Below are 18,495 nucleotides of genomic sequence, written 5' to 3'. Positions count from 1 at the left end.
CCTCAGTGCGCCATCATGTTGGTGTGGATGCTGAACATGATCCACAACGACAGGCCGACCAGCAGGACAATCACGATCGCGGCAAAGACAAACGCAACCACGTTGTTACGCTGGGCGGCGGAGCGGTCCAGGTGCAGGAAGTACACCAGGTGCACCAGTACCTGGACCACGGCGAAGATCAGCACGATCCACAGGGTCAGGCTTTTCGGCAGCGTCGGGTACATCACCAGGCCGAACGGAATGACGGTCAGGATCACCGACAGGATGAAACCGATGGCGTAGGACTTGACGCTGCCGTGGCCGGCGTCGTGGCCATCATGGGAATGAGCGTTAGCCATTTACAGGGTCCCCATCAGATAAACAACGGTGAATACGCAGATCCACACTACGTCCAGGAAGTGCCAGAACAGGCTCAGGCAGCTCAGGCGCGTCTTGTTGGTAGCGGTCAGGCCGTTTTTCTGGACCTGGTACATCATGATCGCCATCCAGATCAGGCCGCTGGTCACGTGCAGACCGTGGGTGCCGACCAGGGTGAAGAACCCGGACAGGAAGCCGCTGCGGTTAGGACCGAAACCTTCGGAGATCAACATGTGGAACTCGTTGATCTCCATGCCGATGAAGCCGGCACCGAACAGGAAGGTCAGGGCCAGCCAGCCCAGTACCTGGTTCTTCTTGCCCTTGAACAACGCCAGCATGGCGAAGCCGTAGGTGATCGAGCTGAACAGCAGCAAGGCGGTTTCGCCCAGTACGTACGGCAGCTCGAAGATGTCGTGGCCCGACGGGCCACCGGCGACGTTGTTAACCAGCACCGCGTACGCTGCGAAGATCGACGCAAACAGAATGCAGTCGGTCATCAGGTAGAGCCAGAAACCGAATACGGTCATCTCGCCCGAGTCGTGGTGATGGTCATCGTGCCCATGGTCATGACCATGGGCGTGTCCAACATTGGTCACTAAGTTCGACATGGTTTAAGCCTGTTCCAACGAGGTTTCAACACGGGTGGCGTTAGCAGGGATCTTCCCGGCTGCGACCAGACGCTTGTGCTGCTCGGCTTCGATGCGTTCGATGACATCCACCGGCACCATGTAGCCCTGATCATCACGGGCGGCATGGATCGCGAAATACACCACGGTGCCGACCAGGCTTGCGATAGCCAGCCACCAGATGTGCCAGATCATCGCGAAACCGAACACCGTCAACAGGCCGCCCATGACCACACCGGTGGCGGTGTTGTTGGGCATGTGGATCGGCTCGTACTTGGCCGGGGCCTGGTACGCGGTGCCGTTTTCCTTGGCTTCGGTGAACGGGTCGATGACGTCTGCTTTGGGCAGCACGGCAAAGTTGTAGAACGGTGGCGGCGAAGAGGTCGACCATTCCAGGGTATGGGCATTCCACGGGTCACCGTGTTCGCACATGTTCTCTGGCTTGTTGCGGTCACGCACGCTGACGTACAACTGGATCAGCTGGCAGGCGATACCGCAGGCGATCAGTACCGCACCGAACATGGCGACGTACAGGTACGGCACCCACTCAGGGTTGGTGGTGGTGTTCAAGCGGCGGGTCATGCCCATGAAGCCCAGTGCATAGAGCGGCATGAACGCGACGAAGAAGCCGGTGATCCAGAAGCCGAACGCGGCCTTGCCCCAACCTTCGTGCAGCTTGAAGCCGAACGCTTTCGGGAAGTAGAACGCGAAGCCTGCGATGTAGCCGAACACGGCGCCGCCGATGATCACGTTATGGAAGTGCGCGATCACGAACAGGCTGTTGTGCAGCACGAAGTCTGCACCCGGGATGGCCAGCAGTACGCCGGTCATGCCGCCGATGGCGAAGGTCACCATGAAGCCCAGGGTCCACATCACCTGGCTGGTGAAGCGCAGACGGCCCTGGTAGATGGTGAACAGCCAGTTGAACAGCTTCACCCCGGTCGGGATCGAAATCAGCATCGTCGCCAGGCCGAAGAAGGCGTTGACGCTGGCCCCCGAACCCATGGTGAAGAAGTGGTGCAGCCAGACCATGAAGCCCAGTACCGAGATCGCGCCGCTGGCGTAAATCATCGAGTGGTGGCCGAACAGTTTCTTGCCGGAGAACGTCGAGATCACTTCGGAGAAGATACCGAACGCCGGCAGGATCAGGATGTACACCTCGGGGTGACCCCAGGCCCAGAACAGGTTCACGTACATCATCGGATTTCCACCCAGTTCATTGGTGAAAATGTGGAAATCCATGTAGCGGTCAAGCGTCAGCAAAGCCAGGGTAGCGGTGAGGATCGGGAACGAAGCGACGATCAGCACGTTGGCCCAGGTGCAGGTCCAGGTGAAGATCGGCATGTCCATCAGCTTCATGCCAGGGGTACGCATTTTCAGCACGGTGGCGAGGAAGTTGACCCCCGTCAGTGTCGTACCCAACCCCGATAGCTGCAGCGCCCAGATGTAGTAATCGACCCCCACGCCCGGACTGTATTGCAGCCCCGACAACGGCGGATAGGCGACCCAGCCGGTCTTGGCGAATTCGCCAACTCCCAGGGACACGTTGATCAGCACGACGCCAGACACCAGCAGCCAGAAGCTCAGGGAGTTCAGGAACGGGAAGGCAACGTCACGCGCACCGATCTGCAGCGGCACTGCAAGGTTCATCAGGCCGGTGAAGAATGGCATCGCCATGAAGATGATCATGATCACACCGTGGGCGGTGAAGATCTGGTCATAGTGTTCAGGCGGCAGGTAGCCGGACGAACCCGCAGTGGCCATGGCCTGCTGGGTCCGCATCATGATGGCGTCGGCAAAACCACGCAGCAGCATGACCATGGCGACGACGATGTACATCACGCCGATTTTCTTGTGGTCGACCGAGGTCAGCCACTCGGTCCACAGGTAGGTCCACTTCTTGAAATAAGTGATACCGGCGAACAGACCCAGGCCACCGAGCGCGATGATGGCGAGGGTCACCATGACAATCGGCTCGTGGAACGGGATCGCTTCCCAACTTAATTTACCAAACATCGTTTACTCCTCTGCCCCGGCAGCTGAATGCGAGCTCATGTCCATCCCTTCCATGTTGTGCGCCACTTCCTTTTCGTTCTTCTCGTGATGCATCGGCTTACCCGGATTCATCCCTTCATATTTGTCGATGATGGTCTGGAAAAGGTTCGGCGTGACCGACGAGTAGAGTTCGACTGGGTTGTTTTCGCTCGGTTTGGAAAGGGCTGCGTATTCAGCTTTTTCAAGCTGTTTAGGTGCCTTCTTCACATCGTTGACCCAGGCGTCGAAGTCTTCCTGGGTCGTGGCGATTGCTTTGAACTTCATGCCGGTAAAGCCCGCGCCACTGTAGTTGGCGGAGATACCGTCCATTTCGGCATTCTGGTTGGCGATCAAGTGCAGCTTGGTCTGCATGCCCGCCATGGCGTAGATCTGGCCGCCCAGGCCCGGGATGAAGAACGAGTTCATCACGGTGTCGGAGGTGACCTTGAAGTTGATCGGCGTGTGGGCCGGGAACACGATCTTGTTGACCGTGGCGATGCCTTGTTCCGGGTAGATGAACAGCCACTTCCAGTCCATCGAGACCACTTCAATAGTGATCGGCTTGACGTCGGAGTCCAGCGGACGGTAAGGATCCAGGGCGTGGGTCGACTTGTAGGTGACGTAACCCAGGGCAATGATGATCAGGACCGGAATCGTCCACACCGCGGCTTCGATCTTGGTCGAGTGCGACCATTTCGGCGTGTACACGGCCTTGGTGTTGGATGCGCGGTACTTCCAGGCGAACAGGAAGGTCATGACGATGACCGGCACGACCACCAGCAACATCAGCAGCGTGGCGGTGATGATCAGGTTGCGCTCATCCAGGCCGACCTGGCCCTTTGGATCGAGCAAGGTCATGTTGCAGCCTCCCAGCAGCAACGTGCCGAGCAACGGCAACAAGCCTAGCAATCGGGGGTACCTGTTTTTACTCATCTCACGACCTCTAAAGCAGCTTGCGCAATGCAGTTGGGTTTTGATCGCCAACACTTCACCCTGCCAAGGGTTGGCATTTTTCTTGGATTGAATAAGGGCTGCCCATCGAACGTCAGACGCTGTTCGACACATCCCGGGCCAGCAGTGAGTTCTTATTCGTTGGTCAAAAGGCCTAGTTCAAGCCCAATTCCGTTTGGTGCGGGTAGTTGGAGACACCGACACCTGGGGTCGCATGGGGCGCTCGCGCCCTTCGACCACTCTCGTGCTCAAGCCTGAGCCGGTTCGGAAATTCGGTGCGAGCGATTGTAGTGAGCTGACGCGCTGTAGACCATGTCTCATCCCGAAATAATTTCTCTCCGATCCAGCAATAATCTATCGCCAGGATTGCAAAGCGCAGGCATGTTATCGAAACTGATTCTCAACAAAAACCCAGAAAAGGTAAGGCTACTACGCCCGATTCAGACAGCCAGAGGGACCTTCAAAGGCGAGAATTTGCCTGGCAAGCGCCCGTTTTACGGGGGCTAGGCCAGCCAGCGCTTCGTTGTTAAAAATGCCTGCTACAACGGAAAAGTGTTTGGCCAAACCGAGCACCTTTTTGTTACAGAAGTACGTGTTTATTCGCCTGTGCAAAGCTTGTAGGTCGGCACGTATGTGACAACATGTCGCAGACTGTCGCAGGTCGTGCTTGCCTCCGGTCAAGGCCGATCCAACCTAAGGCTGAAACACAAAACGCCCCGGCCCTCCAAGAGAGAGTCCAAGGCGTTCCATTGGGGGTTCAGCGAAGCGCTTTGCGGTTGCGCAACACCAGCACCGGCACCAGCACCACGGTCAGCACGAAGGCCACCAGCGCCCACTGCGCCAGTGACAAGCCCAGGATCGGTGGGTACGGGGTGGAGCAGAAGCCATCGACCTGGAAACCCAGCGGGAAGATCTTCGCCAGGGGCAGATCATCGACAATCGGTTGCAGCACGTCGATGCCGCAGCTGACCGCAGGGAAGAACTGAGTGTACACATGGTGTCCCGCCACACCCGCACCGGCCAGGGCGCTGAGCACTACCAGGATTTCGAAAATGGTCAGGCTGCGACGGCTGCGCATGGCCGCGCCAATAAAGGCAAAGATCGCAATCAGTAACAGCGCATAGCGCTGCAGGATGCACAGCGGGCACGGCGCCTCACCGAGGGCCACCTGCATGTACAGCGCGCCGCCGATCAGCGCCAGGCAGATCAGCCCCAGCAACACCAGATAGCGCCGCTCACGACCTAACCGCGTCATTTCCTCACTCATTGCGTTTCCCTTTATCTATATGGATCGACGCGCAGCCTCGCGACACTCGGCACGCTATCGGTGGCCGAAGTCTACACGCTGACCATGACAGAGAACGAGCGGCCGCCGGCGACTTTGCAGGGGAATAGACAGGAAGTGGGTTAAGTGCGGATTAATTTTGGGTGGCTGGTTCACGAAACCGTGGTCATACCGCTTCAATGTGGGAGCAGGCTTGCTCCCACATTGGATCTTCGGTGTGTCGCTGGTCCTGTGGGAGCGGGCTTGCTTGCGAAAGCGCAGTGTCAGGCGACATTGAGGTTGACGAAGCGGCCGTCTTCGCGAGCAAGCCCGCTCCCACAGGGTTCGTGGGTATTTATTGTGTTCACCCCCATCCCATGTGGGAGCGAGCCTGCTCGCGATGCAGGCAACCCGGTCCACCTGGCTATTTTACTCAAGCGCCGCCGCCGGCCCGAAGAACTCGTAGCGGCTCTGTCCATCAGGCACGCCCAAGGCCTTGAGATGGCGCTTGACCGCGCCCATGAAGCCCTTCGGCCCGAGGAAGTAGGCATCCAGGTCACGCTGTTCCGGCAACCATTGCGCCAGTTGCTCCTGACTCAACAACCCGACCGTGTCAGCCGGCGGGCTTACGCCGTCGTCTTCGTCGTAGCAATAGAAACGCTTGAGCTGTGGGTGCCGCTCGGCCAGGTCGTCGATCCAGCTGCGGAACGCATGGACACGGCCGTTGCGTGCGCAATGGATGAAATGCACCGGGCGCTCGGTTTGCAAGGCCGCCTGCAACATGGCCAGGGTCGGGGTGATGCCAACGCCGCCACTGATCAACACCAGCGGTTTATCGCTGGCGGTCAGGTAGAAATCCCCGGACGGCGGGAACAGCTGGATGCTGCTGCCGATATCGAAATGGTGATGCAGGTAGTTGGACACCCGCCCGCCCGCCTCGCGCTTGACGCTGATACGGTACTGACCGTTGTCCGCCAGGGCCGACAGCGAATAATTACGGCGCACTTCTTCACCGTCCAGGAACAGTTTCATGCCGATATATTGGCCGGGCTCGGCCATCAGGATCGGCCCCTTGTCCGCCGGTTCGAAATAGAACGAAGTGATTTCCGAGCTTTCCTGCACCTTGGCCGCCAGGATGAACGCCCGCTCGCCCCGCCAACCGCCCGGCGCCGCCGCTTTCTGTTCATACATGCCGGTTTCGGCACCAATGAGGATGTCGGCCAACTGGTTGTAAGCCGCCGTCCACGCGGAGATCACCTCAGGGGTGGCGATCTCCTCGCCCAACACTTCGGCAATCGCCCGCAACAGGCAGGAACCGACAATCGGGTAATGCTGTGGCAGGATCTGCAAGGCGACGTGCTTGTTGACGATTTTCGCCACCAGGTCGCCCAACTGGTCGAGCTGGTCAATGTGCCGCGCATACATCAACACGCCGTTGGCCAACGCCCGCGGCTGGTCGCCACTGGCCTGGTGAGCCTGGTTGAACAGCGGACGCACCTGTGGATATTCGGACAGCATCATGCGATAGAAGTGAGTGATCAGCGCTTCGCCACCGCTTTCCAGCAAGGGCACGGTGGAGCGAACAATGGCACGTTGTTCTCGACTAAGCATAAGGTGACTCCTGACGTGGTACTGATACCTAAGCTGTATCAGATTCCATGCCATAATTTTTTACCTTTATTTTCAGCATGTTATAAATTAAGCAGTCATAAGGACTCGCTACATTTATAGTCTTTTCGACTACATGGAGTCTTTATGACCGCAACGTCCCTGACCTCGCTGTTGCCACTGGTGGCCGACCTGTCGCGCGAATTGCCCGAAGGCGAGCGTTATCGACGCCTGCTCGGCGCCCTGCGTGCCCTGTTGCCTTGCGACGCCGCCGCGTTGTTGCGTCTGGACGGAGACTGCCTGGTGCCGCTGGCGGTGGACGGCCTGAGCACCGATACGCTCGGCCGCCGCTTCCGGGTCAAGGAACATCCGCGCTTCGAAGCGTTGCTGGCTAACCCGCAGCCGACCCGTTTCGCCGCCGACAGCGCCCTGCCCGACCCGTACGACGGTTTGGTCGATGGCTTGGACGAACACCTCGAGGTCCATGACTGCATGGGCTGCCCACTGTTCGTCGACGAGCGGCCCTGGGGTCTGCTGACCCTCGATTCGCTGGACCCGGAGCGCTTCGAACCCATTGACCTCGGGGCCTTGCAAGCCTTCGCCAGCCTCGCCGCCGCGACCGTCAGCGCCGCCGAGCGCATCGAGCGCCTGGCCTTGAAGGCCGAGGACGAGCACCGCCGCGCCGAGGTCTATCGCCAAGCCAGCGGCCAACAGCCCCGCGACCTGATTGGCCAGAGCAAGGCGCACAAACACCTGGTGGAAGAGATCAACCTGGTGGGCGGCAGCGACCTGACGGTGCTGATCACCGGGGAAACCGGGGTCGGCAAGGAACTGGTCGCCCAGGCCATCCACGCCGCATCCAAACGCGCCGACCAGCCGCTGATCAGCCTCAACTGCGCCGCCCTGCCGGACACGTTGGTGGAAAGTGAACTCTTTGGCCATGTGCGCGGGGCCTTCACCGGCGCTACCAGTGACCGCCGTGGCAAGTTCGAGCTGGCCGACGGCGGGACCTTGTTCCTCGACGAAGTGGGCGAGTTATCGCTGACCGTCCAGGCCAAGCTGCTGCGGGTGCTGCAAAGTGGCCAGCTGCAACGCCTGGGCTCGGACAAGGAACACCGGGTTGATGTGCGGCTGATCGCGGCCACCAATCGCAACCTCGCCGAAGAAGTGCGCAACGGGCGTTATCGGGCCGACTTCTACCATCGCTTGAGTGTGTACCCGCTGCAGGTACCGGCGTTGCGTGATCGTGGCCGGGATGTGTTGCTGCTCAGCGGCTTCTTCCTGGAACAGAACCGCTCGCGCATGGGCCTGGGCAGCCTGCGCCTGACCAGCGATGCCCAGGTCGCGCTGCTGGCCTACGATTGGCCGGGCAATGTGCGCGAACTGGAACACCTGATCGGCCGCAGTGCCTTGAAGGCCTTGGGCAGTTGTCCGGTGCGCCCGAAAATCCTCAGCCTCAGCGCCCAGGACCTTGATTTGCCCCAGGTGCCTTTAGCTGACACCGAGCCCACAGCCGTCAATCCTGCGCCGGATATGCCGGCGGTTACCGGGGACTTGCGCGAAGCGGTGGATGAGTTCCAGCGCAAGCTGATCGGCGCGACCCTGGAGCGCCACCAGCACAACTGGGCCAGCGCCGCCCGGGAGCTGGGGCTGGACCGGGCGAACCTGGGGCGAATGGCGCGGCGGTTGGGGCTCAAGTAGCTTTGTGGCGAGGGAATTTATCCCCTCGCCACAAAGTGGGTATTCACACGTTACTGACTGGAAATCGTCTGTCGACCGCTTTCACCCTAAAGCCTGCCCCCAACAAGTCGATAACCCACTATCACAAGCTGTTTTGGCGATCCTTGCGCTCGCCTCACCTTTTTCCATAGAAGGTTTTTATGTCTTCCAACAAAGCCCGCGCAGATTCACTTTCGCTTCTGCTGTTTACTTTGCGCAGCGGCAAGCTGATGGCAATCAACCTGCTGAAAGTCAGTGAAATCATCCCCTGCCCGCCCCTGACCAAACTGCCGGAGTCACATCCGCACGTCAAAGGCATCGCGACCCTGCGCGGGGCGTCGTTGTCGGTGATCGACCTGAGCCGCGCCATTGGCGAACGGCCGCTGGAAGACCCGGACGGTGGTTGTCTGATTGTCACCGACGTCAGTCGCTCCAAGCAGGGCCTGCATGTACAGGCGGTGAGCAAGATCGTCCATTGCCTGACCACCGACATCAAGCCCCCCCCTTATGGCTCCGGCGGTACGCGCGCGTTCATCACAGGCGTGACGTCGGTGGATGGCAATCTGGTGCAGGTGCTCGACATCGAAAAAGTCATTCACGGCATTTCACCGGCGCAGATCGAAACCGCGCCTACCGAGCTGAGCATGGAAGACGCCGAAGTCCTGGGCAATGCGCGAATCCTGGTAGTCGATGACAGCCAGGTCGCGCTGCAACAGTCGGTGTACACCCTGCGCAACCTGGGCCTGCAATGCCACACCGCCCGCAGTGCCAAGGAAGCCATCGAGTGCCTGCTCGACCTGCAAGGCACAGCCGAGCAGATCAACCTGATCGTCTCCGACATCGAAATGTCGGAAATGGACGGCTACGCCCTGACCCGGACCTTGCGCGAAACGCCAGACTTCGCCCACCTTTATGTGTTGTTGCACACCTCCCTGGACAGTGCCATGAACAGCGAAAAGGCCCGCTTGGCCGGCGCCAACGGCGTGCTCACCAAGTTCTCCTCGCCAGAGCTGACCAAGTGCCTGATCACCGCCGCAAAGGCTGTGGCTGAGCAAGGGCACTGAGTGCAGGGCTTGCCCTGACAGGAGCAAACGACGCAGAGCCTGTGGGAGCCGAGCTTGCTCGCGATAGCGGTGGAACAGCCAACATTATTGTCGACTGAGACCCCACATCGCGAGCAAGCTCGGCTCCCACAGGCTTTGTGGTGCCCCGGTAGCTGGCGCACAACTTGCTTCGCCCGGCTCACCACGGCGTTTTTCTGTCGCCGCCTCCCAGCCATTTGCGACCGGGCGTTCAATGAACACAACGTTTTCCTGCGTAGGGTGTGGCAAATGCTGCTCCGATCACCACGTTCCCCTGACCCTTGCCGAAGCCCGGATGTGGGCTGAAGACGGCGGCCAGGTGATTGTCCTGGTGGAAGCCTTCCTGCCGGACGGCCTTGGCCTGCCGGTGGCGCAACGCGAGCATGCCGAGCGCCGCTCGGCGGTGGTCCACAGCGGTACCACCGAAGCCCGCGTGGCGATTACCTTTGCCGCCTACAACGCGGGTCGCTGTCGCAATCTCGACGAAGACAACCTGTGTCGCATCTACGAACGCCGGCCCTTGGTGTGCCGCATCTATCCGATGGAAATCAACCCGCACATCCCGCTCAATCCCGCCGCAAAGGACTGCCCGCCGGAGTCCTGGGAAACCGGTCCGCAACTGATCGTCGGCGGCAAACTGATCGATCAGGAACTGGCCACGCTGATCGAGCGCTCACGCCAGGCCGATCGTGAGGACATCGCTCTCAAGGACCACGTCTGCGCCGCCTTGGGCATTCGCACCACCGCGCTGAAGGGCGACGGCTTCACGGCGTACCTGCCGGACATGGCGGCGTTTGCCATCGCCCTCGATCAGGTGCGTATACAGCCCCTGGAGCAAGCGGCAAGTGAATGGCAGTTCCACCTGTCCGGCGATGACGTGGCGGATCAGGTGACGGCCAGCGGCGCCCGGGTTGTGACCGAAGCGCCCGTGAACTACGCGTTTATTTCGTTGCGGGCGGCGTAAGTCGGCAGGACAGGTATAGAGCCCCTCTGTGGGAGCGAGCCTGCTCGCGATGGCGGCAGGTGAGTCACCGACGATGTTGCCTGACCCGGCGCCATCGCGAGCAGGCTCGCTCCCACAGGTATTGCACTCCAGACCCGTGTTCCAATCAGGCTCCCCCTCGCCTAATCCCCACCCAGAATGTTAGCGTGCTTGGTATTCTCTGCCAGATGAGCCTTGCGCGATGAAAAAAACCGTACTTGCCTTCAGCCGTATCACGCCCCAGGTAGTCGAGCGCCTGCAACAGGACTTTGACGTGATCGTGCCAACCCCGTCGAAGGGTGACATCAACACGCAGTTCAACGAAGCCCTGCCCCACGTTCATGGGCTGATTGGCGTCGGGCGCAAGCTCGGGCGTGAGCAGCTGCAAGGCGCCGCGAACCTGCAAGTGGTGTCCAGCATTTCGGTGGGCTACGACAACTACGACCTGAGCTACTTCAATGAGCGCGGGATCATGCTCACCAATACCCCCGACGTGCTCACCGAAAGTACCGCCGACCTGGCCTTCGCCCTGCTGATGAGCAGCGCCCGTCGCGTTGCGGAACTGGACGCCTGGACCAAGGCCGGGGAATGGAAGGCGACGGTCGGACCGCAACTGTTCGGCAGCGATGTACACGGCAAGACCCTGGGCATCGTCGGCATGGGCAACATCGGCGCAGCCATCGCCCGGCGTGGCCGGCTGGGGTTCAACATGCCGATTATCTATAGCGGCAACAGCCGCAAGACCGAACTGGAAAACCAGCTGGGCGCGCAATTTCGCGAGCTGGATCAGCTGCTGGCAGAAGCGGATTTCGTTTGCCTGGTCGTGCCCTTGAGCGAGAAGACCCGCCACTTGATCGGGCAGCGTGAACTGACCCTGATGAAGTCGAGCGCCATCCTGATCAATATTTCCCGCGGTCCGGTGGTGGATGAGCCCGCGTTGGTCGAAGCCTTGCAAAACAACCGCATCCGCGGCGCCGGACTGGATGTCTACGAGAAAGAGCCACTGGCCGAATCGCCGCTGTTCCAGCTGAAGAACGCCGTCACCCTGCCGCATATTGGCTCGGCCACCTCCGAGACCCGTGCTGCCATGGCCGACCTTGCGGTGGATAACTTGCGCAGTGCGCTGCTGGGCGAGCGACCGCAGAACCTGGTCAACCCGCAGGTCTGGAAATAAACCCCGAGCCGTAAGGCACCGTGGCGAGGGCGCTGGCTCCCTCGCCACGGTTTATTGGCTGACTCAGCCCAACGCGGCTTTCATGGACGCCGGGCGGGGCTTGCGGAACACCAACACGTTCCCCAACATCACCAAAACCAACCCGGCCAACGCCGGTGCGGTCCATTGATAACCTTCGACAAAGGCCGAAACGTTCAACGCCACCACCGGGAACAGCACCGTGCAATACGCGGCCCGCTCCGGCCCCATGCGCCCGACCAGCGTCAGGTAGGCGGTAAAGCCGATCACCGAACCGGGGATCACCAGGTACAACAGCGAACCGATGTAGCGCGTGTTCCATTCCATATCGAAGGGAATGCCTTGGAAAACACACCAGGCCGCCAACATGCTTGCGCCATAGGCCATGCCCCAGGCATTGGTGGTCAACGGTTTGAGGCCGGCCTTCTGTTGCAGGCTCGACAGCATGTTCCCCGCCGAAAAACACAGGGTGCCCAGCAGCGCCAGCGCCAACCCGAGCAGCGTTTGCGGGCTCGCACTGTGACCGGCCAGCTCGGGCCAGAACAGCAGCGCCAGGCCTAGCAGTCCCAAGGCTCCACCCAACAACACGTTACGGGCAATCCGCTGCCCGAAGAACAGCCGCGCATTGAGCGCATTCCAGAGCGTGGCCGTGGAAAACACCACAGCAACCAGCCCGCTGGGAATCCACTGGCTGGCGGTAAGAAAACACATGAAGTTGATACAAAACAGGCACAGCCCCTGGGCCACGCAAATCAGATGACCGCGCCGATTCATCACCTGCAGGCGCCGACTGAGCAGCAGCAGCGCAAACAGAATCAGCGCTGCAAGGCCGAAGCGGTAGACGATCGACACCGGGATGGCAACGACGCCCAACTGCAGTTTCAGCGCGATCCAGGTGGTGCCCCAGATGAGCACGGTGAGCAGGTACAACGAGAGGTTCATGGCGGCAGCTCCTGACAATGCCCCCAGTATCACGGCGCGGCCAAACCGGCACTTGCATAAACTTGCGGTTTTCTCGGCAGCCTGGCTGGCACCGGCCGGTCGACGGAGTAGGATGCAAGGCGTTGGAGACCATCGATCATGCCCACACTGCAGACCTTGCAAGTCTTTCAAGCCCTCAACCGCTCGCCCAATGCTCGCCTGGAGCACAGTGCCGAGCTGGGTGACGGCATGGCGGCCGCGTTGTGGAGCAATCATCACGACGCCCAGGAGTATGAGGCGCCGACCCACCATACGCTGTCGTGCTACATCGCCGGCGGCACCGGCACGTTTCGTCGCGAGCGACCGGACACCACCGGCGGCCCCGACAAACTCTGCATCCTGCCAGCCGGGCATGAGTCGGCCTGGGTCATCAACGGCGACATCCGCCTCGCCCACCTGTACTTCAGTCCTGAACAGTTCGCCCTCGGTTGCGTCACGCTGCTGGACCGCGAACCCCGGCAAGTGCAACTGTGCGAAGCGACGTTCCTCGACGACCCGCTACAGGCCCGGCGTTTTCGCCAGTTGATCGCACTGAACTGGGACGAACCCGCAGAACGCTTGCTGACCACCAGCCTGGCCCACGACTTGCTCGATCATGTGCTGCTCAGCCAGGTCGGCCAGCGCCATGAGCTGCGCCTCAAGGGCGGCCTGGCCGCTCACCAGCGGCGCCTGCTGGTGGACTACATCGACAGCCACCTCGCCGACGCCATCAGCCTTGGGCAGTTGGCGGCGTTGTGCGCATTGTCGCAATACCACTTCGCACGGATGTTCCGCGAAAGCTTCGGCCTGCCACCCCACCAATATGTGCTGGCAAGACGCCTGGCGCGGGCGCGGCAGCTGCTGCGCACCACGTCGCAACCGTTGGGCGATGTGGCGCTGGGCTGTGGATTCGCCAGCGCCAGCCACTTCACCAACCGCTTCCGCCAGGCCTTGGGAGCGACGCCTGGGGAATATCGGCAGGCGTTTTTGCGTTAGAAGATCGCCGCTTCGGCATCGCTCTTCAGATCCCTGCAAATGAAAAGGGCCTGCGATTGCAGGCCCTTTTCCACTGAGGTTCAAATTGAACGGGGTATCACCCGTTAAGCGCGGCCCGTTCGTTCTCCAGGAATTCTTCCTCCAGCAACGCGTCGGCCAACGCGACTGATTCGGTCGGCACCGCATTGGCGGCACGCTTGCCGCGCAGCTTGCCGAACAAATGCTCCAGGGCGTGCTCCAGCTTGGTGGCCGCCCCTTCGATCGCCAGTTCCAGCGAATCGGCCTTGTGTGTCACGGAAATCGGCTGATGACCTTTTGGCCGAGCCTCAAGCTGGCAACGCAAATCATGAGGCCCCGGCTTGTCGCCGTTCTCGTCCCGCAAATGGACTTCAACCCGTGTCAGATCTTCTTCATAACGTTCGAGCGTGCTTTCGATGGTAGTACGTACCCACTCCTCCAGTCGGATGCTGCTTTGAATATGGTTATCGCTGTTGACTTGGATTTGCATAGTTCATCCCTTATTTCAGCTAGCTCGCCGGGGGCCATCGACGTTGGTGCAACGGCCCCTTGAATACAGAGTCGGGCTGGCGGCAGAACAATTCAACCCCTGGAAAAAGAAAAATATTCATTTGCAAATAAAGCCGGACAACGGACAAAGGCGCTGTTAATGTCGGGAGTTTCCCGGCTCCGCCACCTCTTGCAAAATCGCACCCCGCTCGCACCGCCAACGAACACCCGGCCCCGAAACGGGCAGCCTATGCCCTCCCGTTCCAGAGCCTCAACGCCCTCCACCCCGCGAACATTGTCCGACGGTTTTTCCGGCACGCCCCTTGCTATCCACCAGAAGGGAGCCGTTGCAAGCCGCGATCACCTGATCGCCTTGTGCACTGCCCCTGGGAACTGACGATGAGCACGATCATGGAATGCCGATGGTCTGGTGTTACGAACTAATCCCGATCAAGGCCGGTCAACAACTGCACGTTCAATCAGGCGGTGACGCATCATGGACAACCCTTTTCAGATCATTACCGACGCTTTTGCGCCGCACTATCAAATCAACCTGAGCATCCAGGGCCTGGACGGCAGCATCATGCTGACCCTGTCCAAGAGCGGGCGCATTGTCGCCAAACGCATGATCAGCGCCCAGCAGCGCAACGACCCGGAACGCCTGCGACGCTTGGTGCAGAGCATTCAATTCGGCATCGCCATCGAAGAAGGTCACAGCGCCGTGGCCATCCTGGAAGCCATGACGGGCGGCGACAACTTCAAGCTGCCACCGCCGCAAGCACACGCGCAAGGCACGGCATCCTCTGCCGCCAGCCTCTAGATTTCGCCCTTTTCCACTTCGGCATGCTCGCTGGAACCCGCGCCCACCTTGCGGTGCGGGTGCTCGATCTTCACCGAAGGGAATTGCGACGAGGCATAGCGCACCACCAGGATCGCGAACGCCAGCAGCAGAATCCCACCGCACAGGTAGATGATGCCCAGGTCCGGCGGGTTGTGGTGGGAAACGTTGGAGATCAGCAGGCGCGTCAGCGCCGTGATCGCCACGTAGATCAGAAACCGCACCGGCATGTGGTTGGTCTTGAAGTAGATCCCGACCATCGCGCCCAATTCCAGGTAGATGAACAGCAGCAGGATGTCATCGATCTTGATGTGCCCTGCCTCGATCATCTGCAGGAACTCCATCACCGCCGCCCAGGCAGTCACTGCACCAATGGCGAACAGCGCCAGGTAGTGGAAGGTCTCGACGAACAGGTTGCCCAGGGATTCGGCCAGTTGATGCACGTTCTGGCGCAGGTTCTCGGCCCAGTTGATTTTCACGATGTGGTTTCCTTAGGTCGACTCGACCGGATGATGCGGGTTGGACGTGACGGTTTCTGCATGCAGAAAAAAGGCCAGAGGCTGTCATGAGATGGCGACAGGCTGGCATCGGACACGTTGCTCGCGGAACAAACCCCGAAATCGGTCTACATTAAAAAGCCACTATCCAAAGCAAAAGGATTCGCTTATCCTCTTGCCTGTATATAAATACAGTATTCACAAAGACAACCAATGTGAAGGCATGTGAGGTGGTAAATGGCCGTCGAAGTGGTATACCGCAGCAGCCGAGATCTGGAGCGCTTGTTCATGGATAAAGCCGAAGCTGACCGTCATGACAAGATGCTGGAACTCGCCGAATTGCTGGCGCAGGTGTTGCACAAAGCGGTGCCATCGCTGAGTGAGCAACAGGTGGAAGAAGCCGGGATCTACATGGCGAAGAACCGTGATGTGTTCGCCAAGGCCTTCAAGAGCCAACCGGACGCCTTGGCCGAACTGCTCAACCCGTCGGACGAATAACCAACAGAAGATCGCAGCCTTCGACAGCGCCCCACAATGTGGTGCTGTTGAAGCTGCGATCTTTTTTTATCGGTACAACAAACGCTCCGCCAACTCATCGGCCACCCGGGCCGGTGAGCGCTTTTCCGCCTGGGCGTGGGCGAAGACTTCGGTCAGGCGCGTGCCGATTTTCGACAGGTGCGCGGTGATGGTCGGCAGTTCTTCGCCGCGATGCTTCAGGGCGACGTAGATCAGGCCGCCTGAGTTGATCACATAATCCGGTGCGTAGAGGATCCCGCGCCGTTCCAGTTGATCAGCCACTTGCAGGTTGCTCAACTGGTTATGGGCCGAACCGGCCACCGCCGAGCAGCGCAGTTGCGCCACGCTGTGGCTGTTGAGTACCCCGCCCAGGCCGCAGGGTGCAAGGATGTCGCAGGGAGTGCTGAGCAACGCATCGTTGGCGATGGGGTGGGCGCCCAGTTGCTCCATCGCCAGTTGCACCTTGCCAGGGTCGATGTCGCTGACCAGCAGTTCGGCGCCAGCTGCGTGCAGCTGTTCGGCCAGGGCATAACCGACATTGCCCAGGCCCTGGATCGCCACCCGCAGGCTTTCGAGGTTGTCGCTGCCCAGGCGCGCCATGGCCGTGGCCCGGATGCCGGCAAATACGCCCATCGCCGCATGGGGCGCGGGGTCTCCGGCGGACGTGGTGCTGGTGACGTGACGGGTCTGCTGGGCGATGCAATCCATGTCGGCCACCGACGTGCCACTGTCGATGGCGGTGATGTAGCGCCCGTCCAGTTGCTCGATGCAGCGTCCAAACGCCTCGAACAATGCTGCGCGGCTTTCGACATGGGCTGGGCGCATGATCACCGCCACCCCGCCACCCACGGGCAAACCGGCCAGGGCCGCCTTATAGCTCATGCCTTGGGCCAGACGCACGGCGTCCGCCACGGCACTTTCGTCGTCGGGGTAGGCAAGGTAACGACAACCTCCCAGGGCGGGCCCTGGACGGCTGCAATGAATGGCAATCACCGCCTTCAACCCGGTCATCGGGTCTACGCTTAAGTGCAGCGATTCAAGGCGGGAGCTTTGCATGAGAGCGAACATCGAAAGGCTCCCGAATCACTTTGTTCGTTCCGCCAGTATAGGCGTGCGGTCGGAATTTGCTGAAACACACCAGAATAAGATCACGTTGTCTTCGACCTTTTCGGCATAACCTGTGACGGCGTCTGTCCGGGACTGGACGAAAGTCCATGGCAGAGCTACAACGGGGGCATAGCCCGGAGAGTTTGATGAAACCGCGCCAAGCCTTTTTTGCCTGCCTGCACCGCTCGCCGCCGGCGCTGTTCGAAGCCGCTTTATGGATCGCCGCCGAACATGATCGCGAGGTGGATGTACCGGCGTTGCTGAGAGATTTCAAAGATCTGCAACAGCGGGTCAGCCATGACCTGCCGATGCTGCCGGTCAACGAACTGGGCCAGCCGTTACTGCGACGGCTCAATGACCTGGGCTTCGCTCAGGACGATGCCACGCCTTTGCGCGCGCAAGCTGCGCTGCTGGACAAGGTATTGGCGCGCAAGCGAGGGCAACCGCTGGCCCTCGGCCTGATCGCCCTGGAGTTGGCGCGAGGCCTGGAGATTCCGATGGTCGGCGTCAATTTCCCCGGCCATTTCCTGCTGAAGGTACCTGGCGCCGACCATTTGCTTGATCCGTGCGGTGGGCGTCGGTTGTACACCAACGACTGCCGGCAATTGCTGAATCGCCAATACGGCGCAAACATGCCGCTCAAGGCTGAGCACCTGGTCACCGCCGAACCGATTCAGATGCTCCAGCGCCTGTCGCGCAATCTGCGCCAGTTGCACCTGGCGAACGACGATTACATCGCGGCGCTGATCGACGCCGAACGGGTGCTGGAACTGGGCAACGCCAGCGCCGCCGACTACCTCGCCCGCGCCAGCCTGTACCAACGCCTCGACTGCCCCAACGCCGAGCGATTCGACCTGGAACATGCCCTGATGCTCAGTGACGACCCCATCCAGCGAATAAGGCTGACGGAACGGCTGGGGCATCTGCCGCCGAATTCGATTGTGCATTGAGTAGGCGGAGAGGTTTGACGGCTTTGTTGACTGTCAGGCCGCTATCGCGAGCGGGCTCGCTCCCACAGGGGGTTGGGTACTGCCGGAAGAGGCTGGTTGGCTGTCAGGCCGCATTCGCGAGCAAGCCCGCTCCCACAGGGAGATCAGGGTATAGTCGGAAGAGTTGGTCGGCTGTCAGGACGCCTCGCGAGCAAGCTTTGCTCCCACAGACTTGCCCCCCACAGATTTGCCTCTCATAGATTTGGTTCTACAGCCCAGGCACCGCAGATCTGGCGGGTGTATGGCCGAAAGAGCCAGGTCGGCTATAAG

Annotated in this window: 18 protein-coding genes; 8 read left to right on the top strand and 10 right to left on the bottom strand. The window is 60.5% G+C overall.

The window, feature by feature from the left end:
• Positions 1–2: 2 nt before the first annotated feature.
• The 6 genes from cyoD to hmpA form a co-directional block, all read right to left on the bottom strand.
• Positions 3–338, bottom strand: coding sequence for a cytochrome o ubiquinol oxidase subunit IV (gene cyoD / locus J7E36_RS01495; RefSeq protein WP_214999193.1), 336 nt, complete (start codon positions 336–338; stop codon positions 3–5).
• Positions 339–965 (bottom strand): cytochrome o ubiquinol oxidase subunit III, encoded by a 627-nt coding sequence (locus J7E36_RS01490; protein WP_214999192.1) that lies wholly within the window; start codon positions 963–965, stop codon positions 339–341.
• A gap of 3 nt (positions 966–968) precedes the next feature.
• Complete coding sequence (gene cyoB / locus J7E36_RS01485; RefSeq protein WP_214999190.1) at positions 969–2,999, bottom strand: cytochrome o ubiquinol oxidase subunit I; 2,031 nt, start codon at positions 2,997–2,999, stop codon at positions 969–971.
• 3 nt (positions 3,000–3,002) lie between these two features.
• Positions 3,003–3,950 (bottom strand): ubiquinol oxidase subunit II, encoded by a 948-nt coding sequence (gene cyoA, locus J7E36_RS01480; protein ID WP_214999187.1) that lies wholly within the window; start codon positions 3,948–3,950, stop codon positions 3,003–3,005.
• Between the two features lie 775 nt (positions 3,951–4,725).
• Positions 4,726–5,235: a disulfide bond formation protein B gene (locus J7E36_RS01475; protein ID WP_214999185.1), complete on the bottom strand. Its 510-nt coding sequence runs from the start codon at positions 5,233–5,235 to the stop codon at positions 4,726–4,728.
• 426 nt (positions 5,236–5,661) lie between these two features.
• A complete protein-coding gene (hmpA, locus tag J7E36_RS01470; protein WP_214999183.1) occupies positions 5,662–6,843 on the bottom strand; it encodes an NO-inducible flavohemoprotein in 1,182 nt (393 codons plus the stop codon).
• Positions 6,844–6,987: 144 nt separating this feature from the next.
• On the opposite strand from hmpA, the gene norR reads away from it, so the two are divergent.
• The 4 genes from norR to J7E36_RS01450 all read left to right on the top strand — a co-directional run bounded on the left by norR (position 6,988) and on the right by J7E36_RS01450 (position 11,797).
• Positions 6,988–8,541 carry a nitric oxide reductase transcriptional regulator NorR gene (norR, locus tag J7E36_RS01465; RefSeq protein ID WP_214999180.1) on the top strand — a complete coding sequence of 518 codons (1,554 nt, stop codon included), beginning with the start codon at positions 6,988–6,990 and terminating at the stop codon, positions 8,539–8,541.
• Positions 8,542–8,720: 179 nt separating this feature from the next.
• A complete protein-coding gene (locus J7E36_RS01460) occupies positions 8,721–9,623 on the top strand; it encodes a chemotaxis protein CheV (protein WP_214999178.1) in 903 nt (300 codons plus the stop codon).
• A 232-nt stretch (positions 9,624–9,855) separates the two neighbouring features.
• Positions 9,856–10,605 carry a YkgJ family cysteine cluster protein gene (locus tag J7E36_RS01455; RefSeq protein WP_214999176.1) on the top strand — a complete coding sequence of 250 codons (750 nt, stop codon included), beginning with the start codon at positions 9,856–9,858 and terminating at the stop codon, positions 10,603–10,605.
• Positions 10,606–10,825: 220 nt separating this feature from the next.
• On the top strand, positions 10,826–11,797 hold the full coding sequence (locus J7E36_RS01450) for a 2-hydroxyacid dehydrogenase (RefSeq protein WP_214999174.1): 972 nt from the start codon (positions 10,826–10,828) through the stop codon (positions 11,795–11,797).
• 63 nt (positions 11,798–11,860) lie between these two features.
• Here J7E36_RS01450 and J7E36_RS01445 read toward each other — a convergent pair whose 3' ends face one another.
• A complete protein-coding gene (locus J7E36_RS01445) occupies positions 11,861–12,757 on the bottom strand; it encodes a DMT family transporter (protein WP_214999172.1) in 897 nt (298 codons plus the stop codon).
• A 138-nt stretch (positions 12,758–12,895) separates the two neighbouring features.
• Between J7E36_RS01445 and J7E36_RS01440 the strand changes: the two genes are divergently transcribed.
• On the top strand, positions 12,896–13,771 hold the full coding sequence (locus tag J7E36_RS01440; protein ID WP_214999170.1) for an AraC family transcriptional regulator: 876 nt from the start codon (positions 12,896–12,898) through the stop codon (positions 13,769–13,771).
• Positions 13,772–13,868: 97 nt separating this feature from the next.
• Here J7E36_RS01440 and J7E36_RS01435 read toward each other — a convergent pair whose 3' ends face one another.
• Positions 13,869–14,279, bottom strand: a complete 411-nt coding sequence (locus tag J7E36_RS01435) for an HPF/RaiA family ribosome-associated protein (protein WP_214999168.1) — start codon at positions 14,277–14,279, stop codon at positions 13,869–13,871.
• Positions 14,280–14,774: 495 nt separating this feature from the next.
• On the opposite strand from J7E36_RS01435, the gene J7E36_RS01430 reads away from it, so the two are divergent.
• Complete coding sequence (locus J7E36_RS01430; RefSeq protein WP_214999166.1) at positions 14,775–15,098, top strand: DUF3509 domain-containing protein; 324 nt, start codon at positions 14,775–14,777, stop codon at positions 15,096–15,098.
• Here J7E36_RS01430 and J7E36_RS01425 read toward each other — a convergent pair.
• Positions 15,095–15,595, bottom strand: coding sequence for a phosphate-starvation-inducible protein PsiE (locus tag J7E36_RS01425; protein WP_214999163.1), 501 nt, complete (start codon positions 15,593–15,595; stop codon positions 15,095–15,097). The two genes, J7E36_RS01430 and J7E36_RS01425, sit on opposite strands and share 4 nt — an antisense overlap.
• Positions 15,596–15,850: 255 nt before the next feature.
• Here J7E36_RS01425 and J7E36_RS01420 point away from each other — a divergent pair, with 255 nt between their 5' ends.
• Entirely contained in the window at positions 15,851–16,111 is a 261-nt protein-coding gene (locus tag J7E36_RS01420) for a YebG family protein (protein ID WP_214999161.1), read from the top strand.
• Between the two features lie 66 nt (positions 16,112–16,177).
• Here the strand turns inward: J7E36_RS01420 and J7E36_RS01415 are convergent, their stop codons facing one another.
• Complete coding sequence (locus J7E36_RS01415; protein WP_214999159.1) at positions 16,178–17,197, bottom strand: Glu/Leu/Phe/Val dehydrogenase family protein; 1,020 nt, start codon at positions 17,195–17,197, stop codon at positions 16,178–16,180.
• A 185-nt stretch (positions 17,198–17,382) separates the two neighbouring features.
• On the opposite strand from J7E36_RS01415, the gene J7E36_RS01410 reads away from it, so the two are divergent.
• Complete coding sequence (locus J7E36_RS01410; RefSeq protein WP_214999157.1) at positions 17,383–18,186, top strand: SirB1 family protein; 804 nt, start codon at positions 17,383–17,385, stop codon at positions 18,184–18,186.
• The last annotated feature ends 309 nt before the right edge of the window (positions 18,187–18,495 follow it).

This window comes from Pseudomonas fluorescens (assembly GCF_018614775.1).
In the GTDB taxonomy this organism is placed as follows: Bacteria; Pseudomonadota; Gammaproteobacteria; order Pseudomonadales; family Pseudomonadaceae; genus Aquipseudomonas; species Aquipseudomonas fluorescens_BY.
The sequence above is the reverse complement of the archived record's forward strand: the minus strand, read 5'-3'. Positions and strand labels throughout refer to the sequence as shown.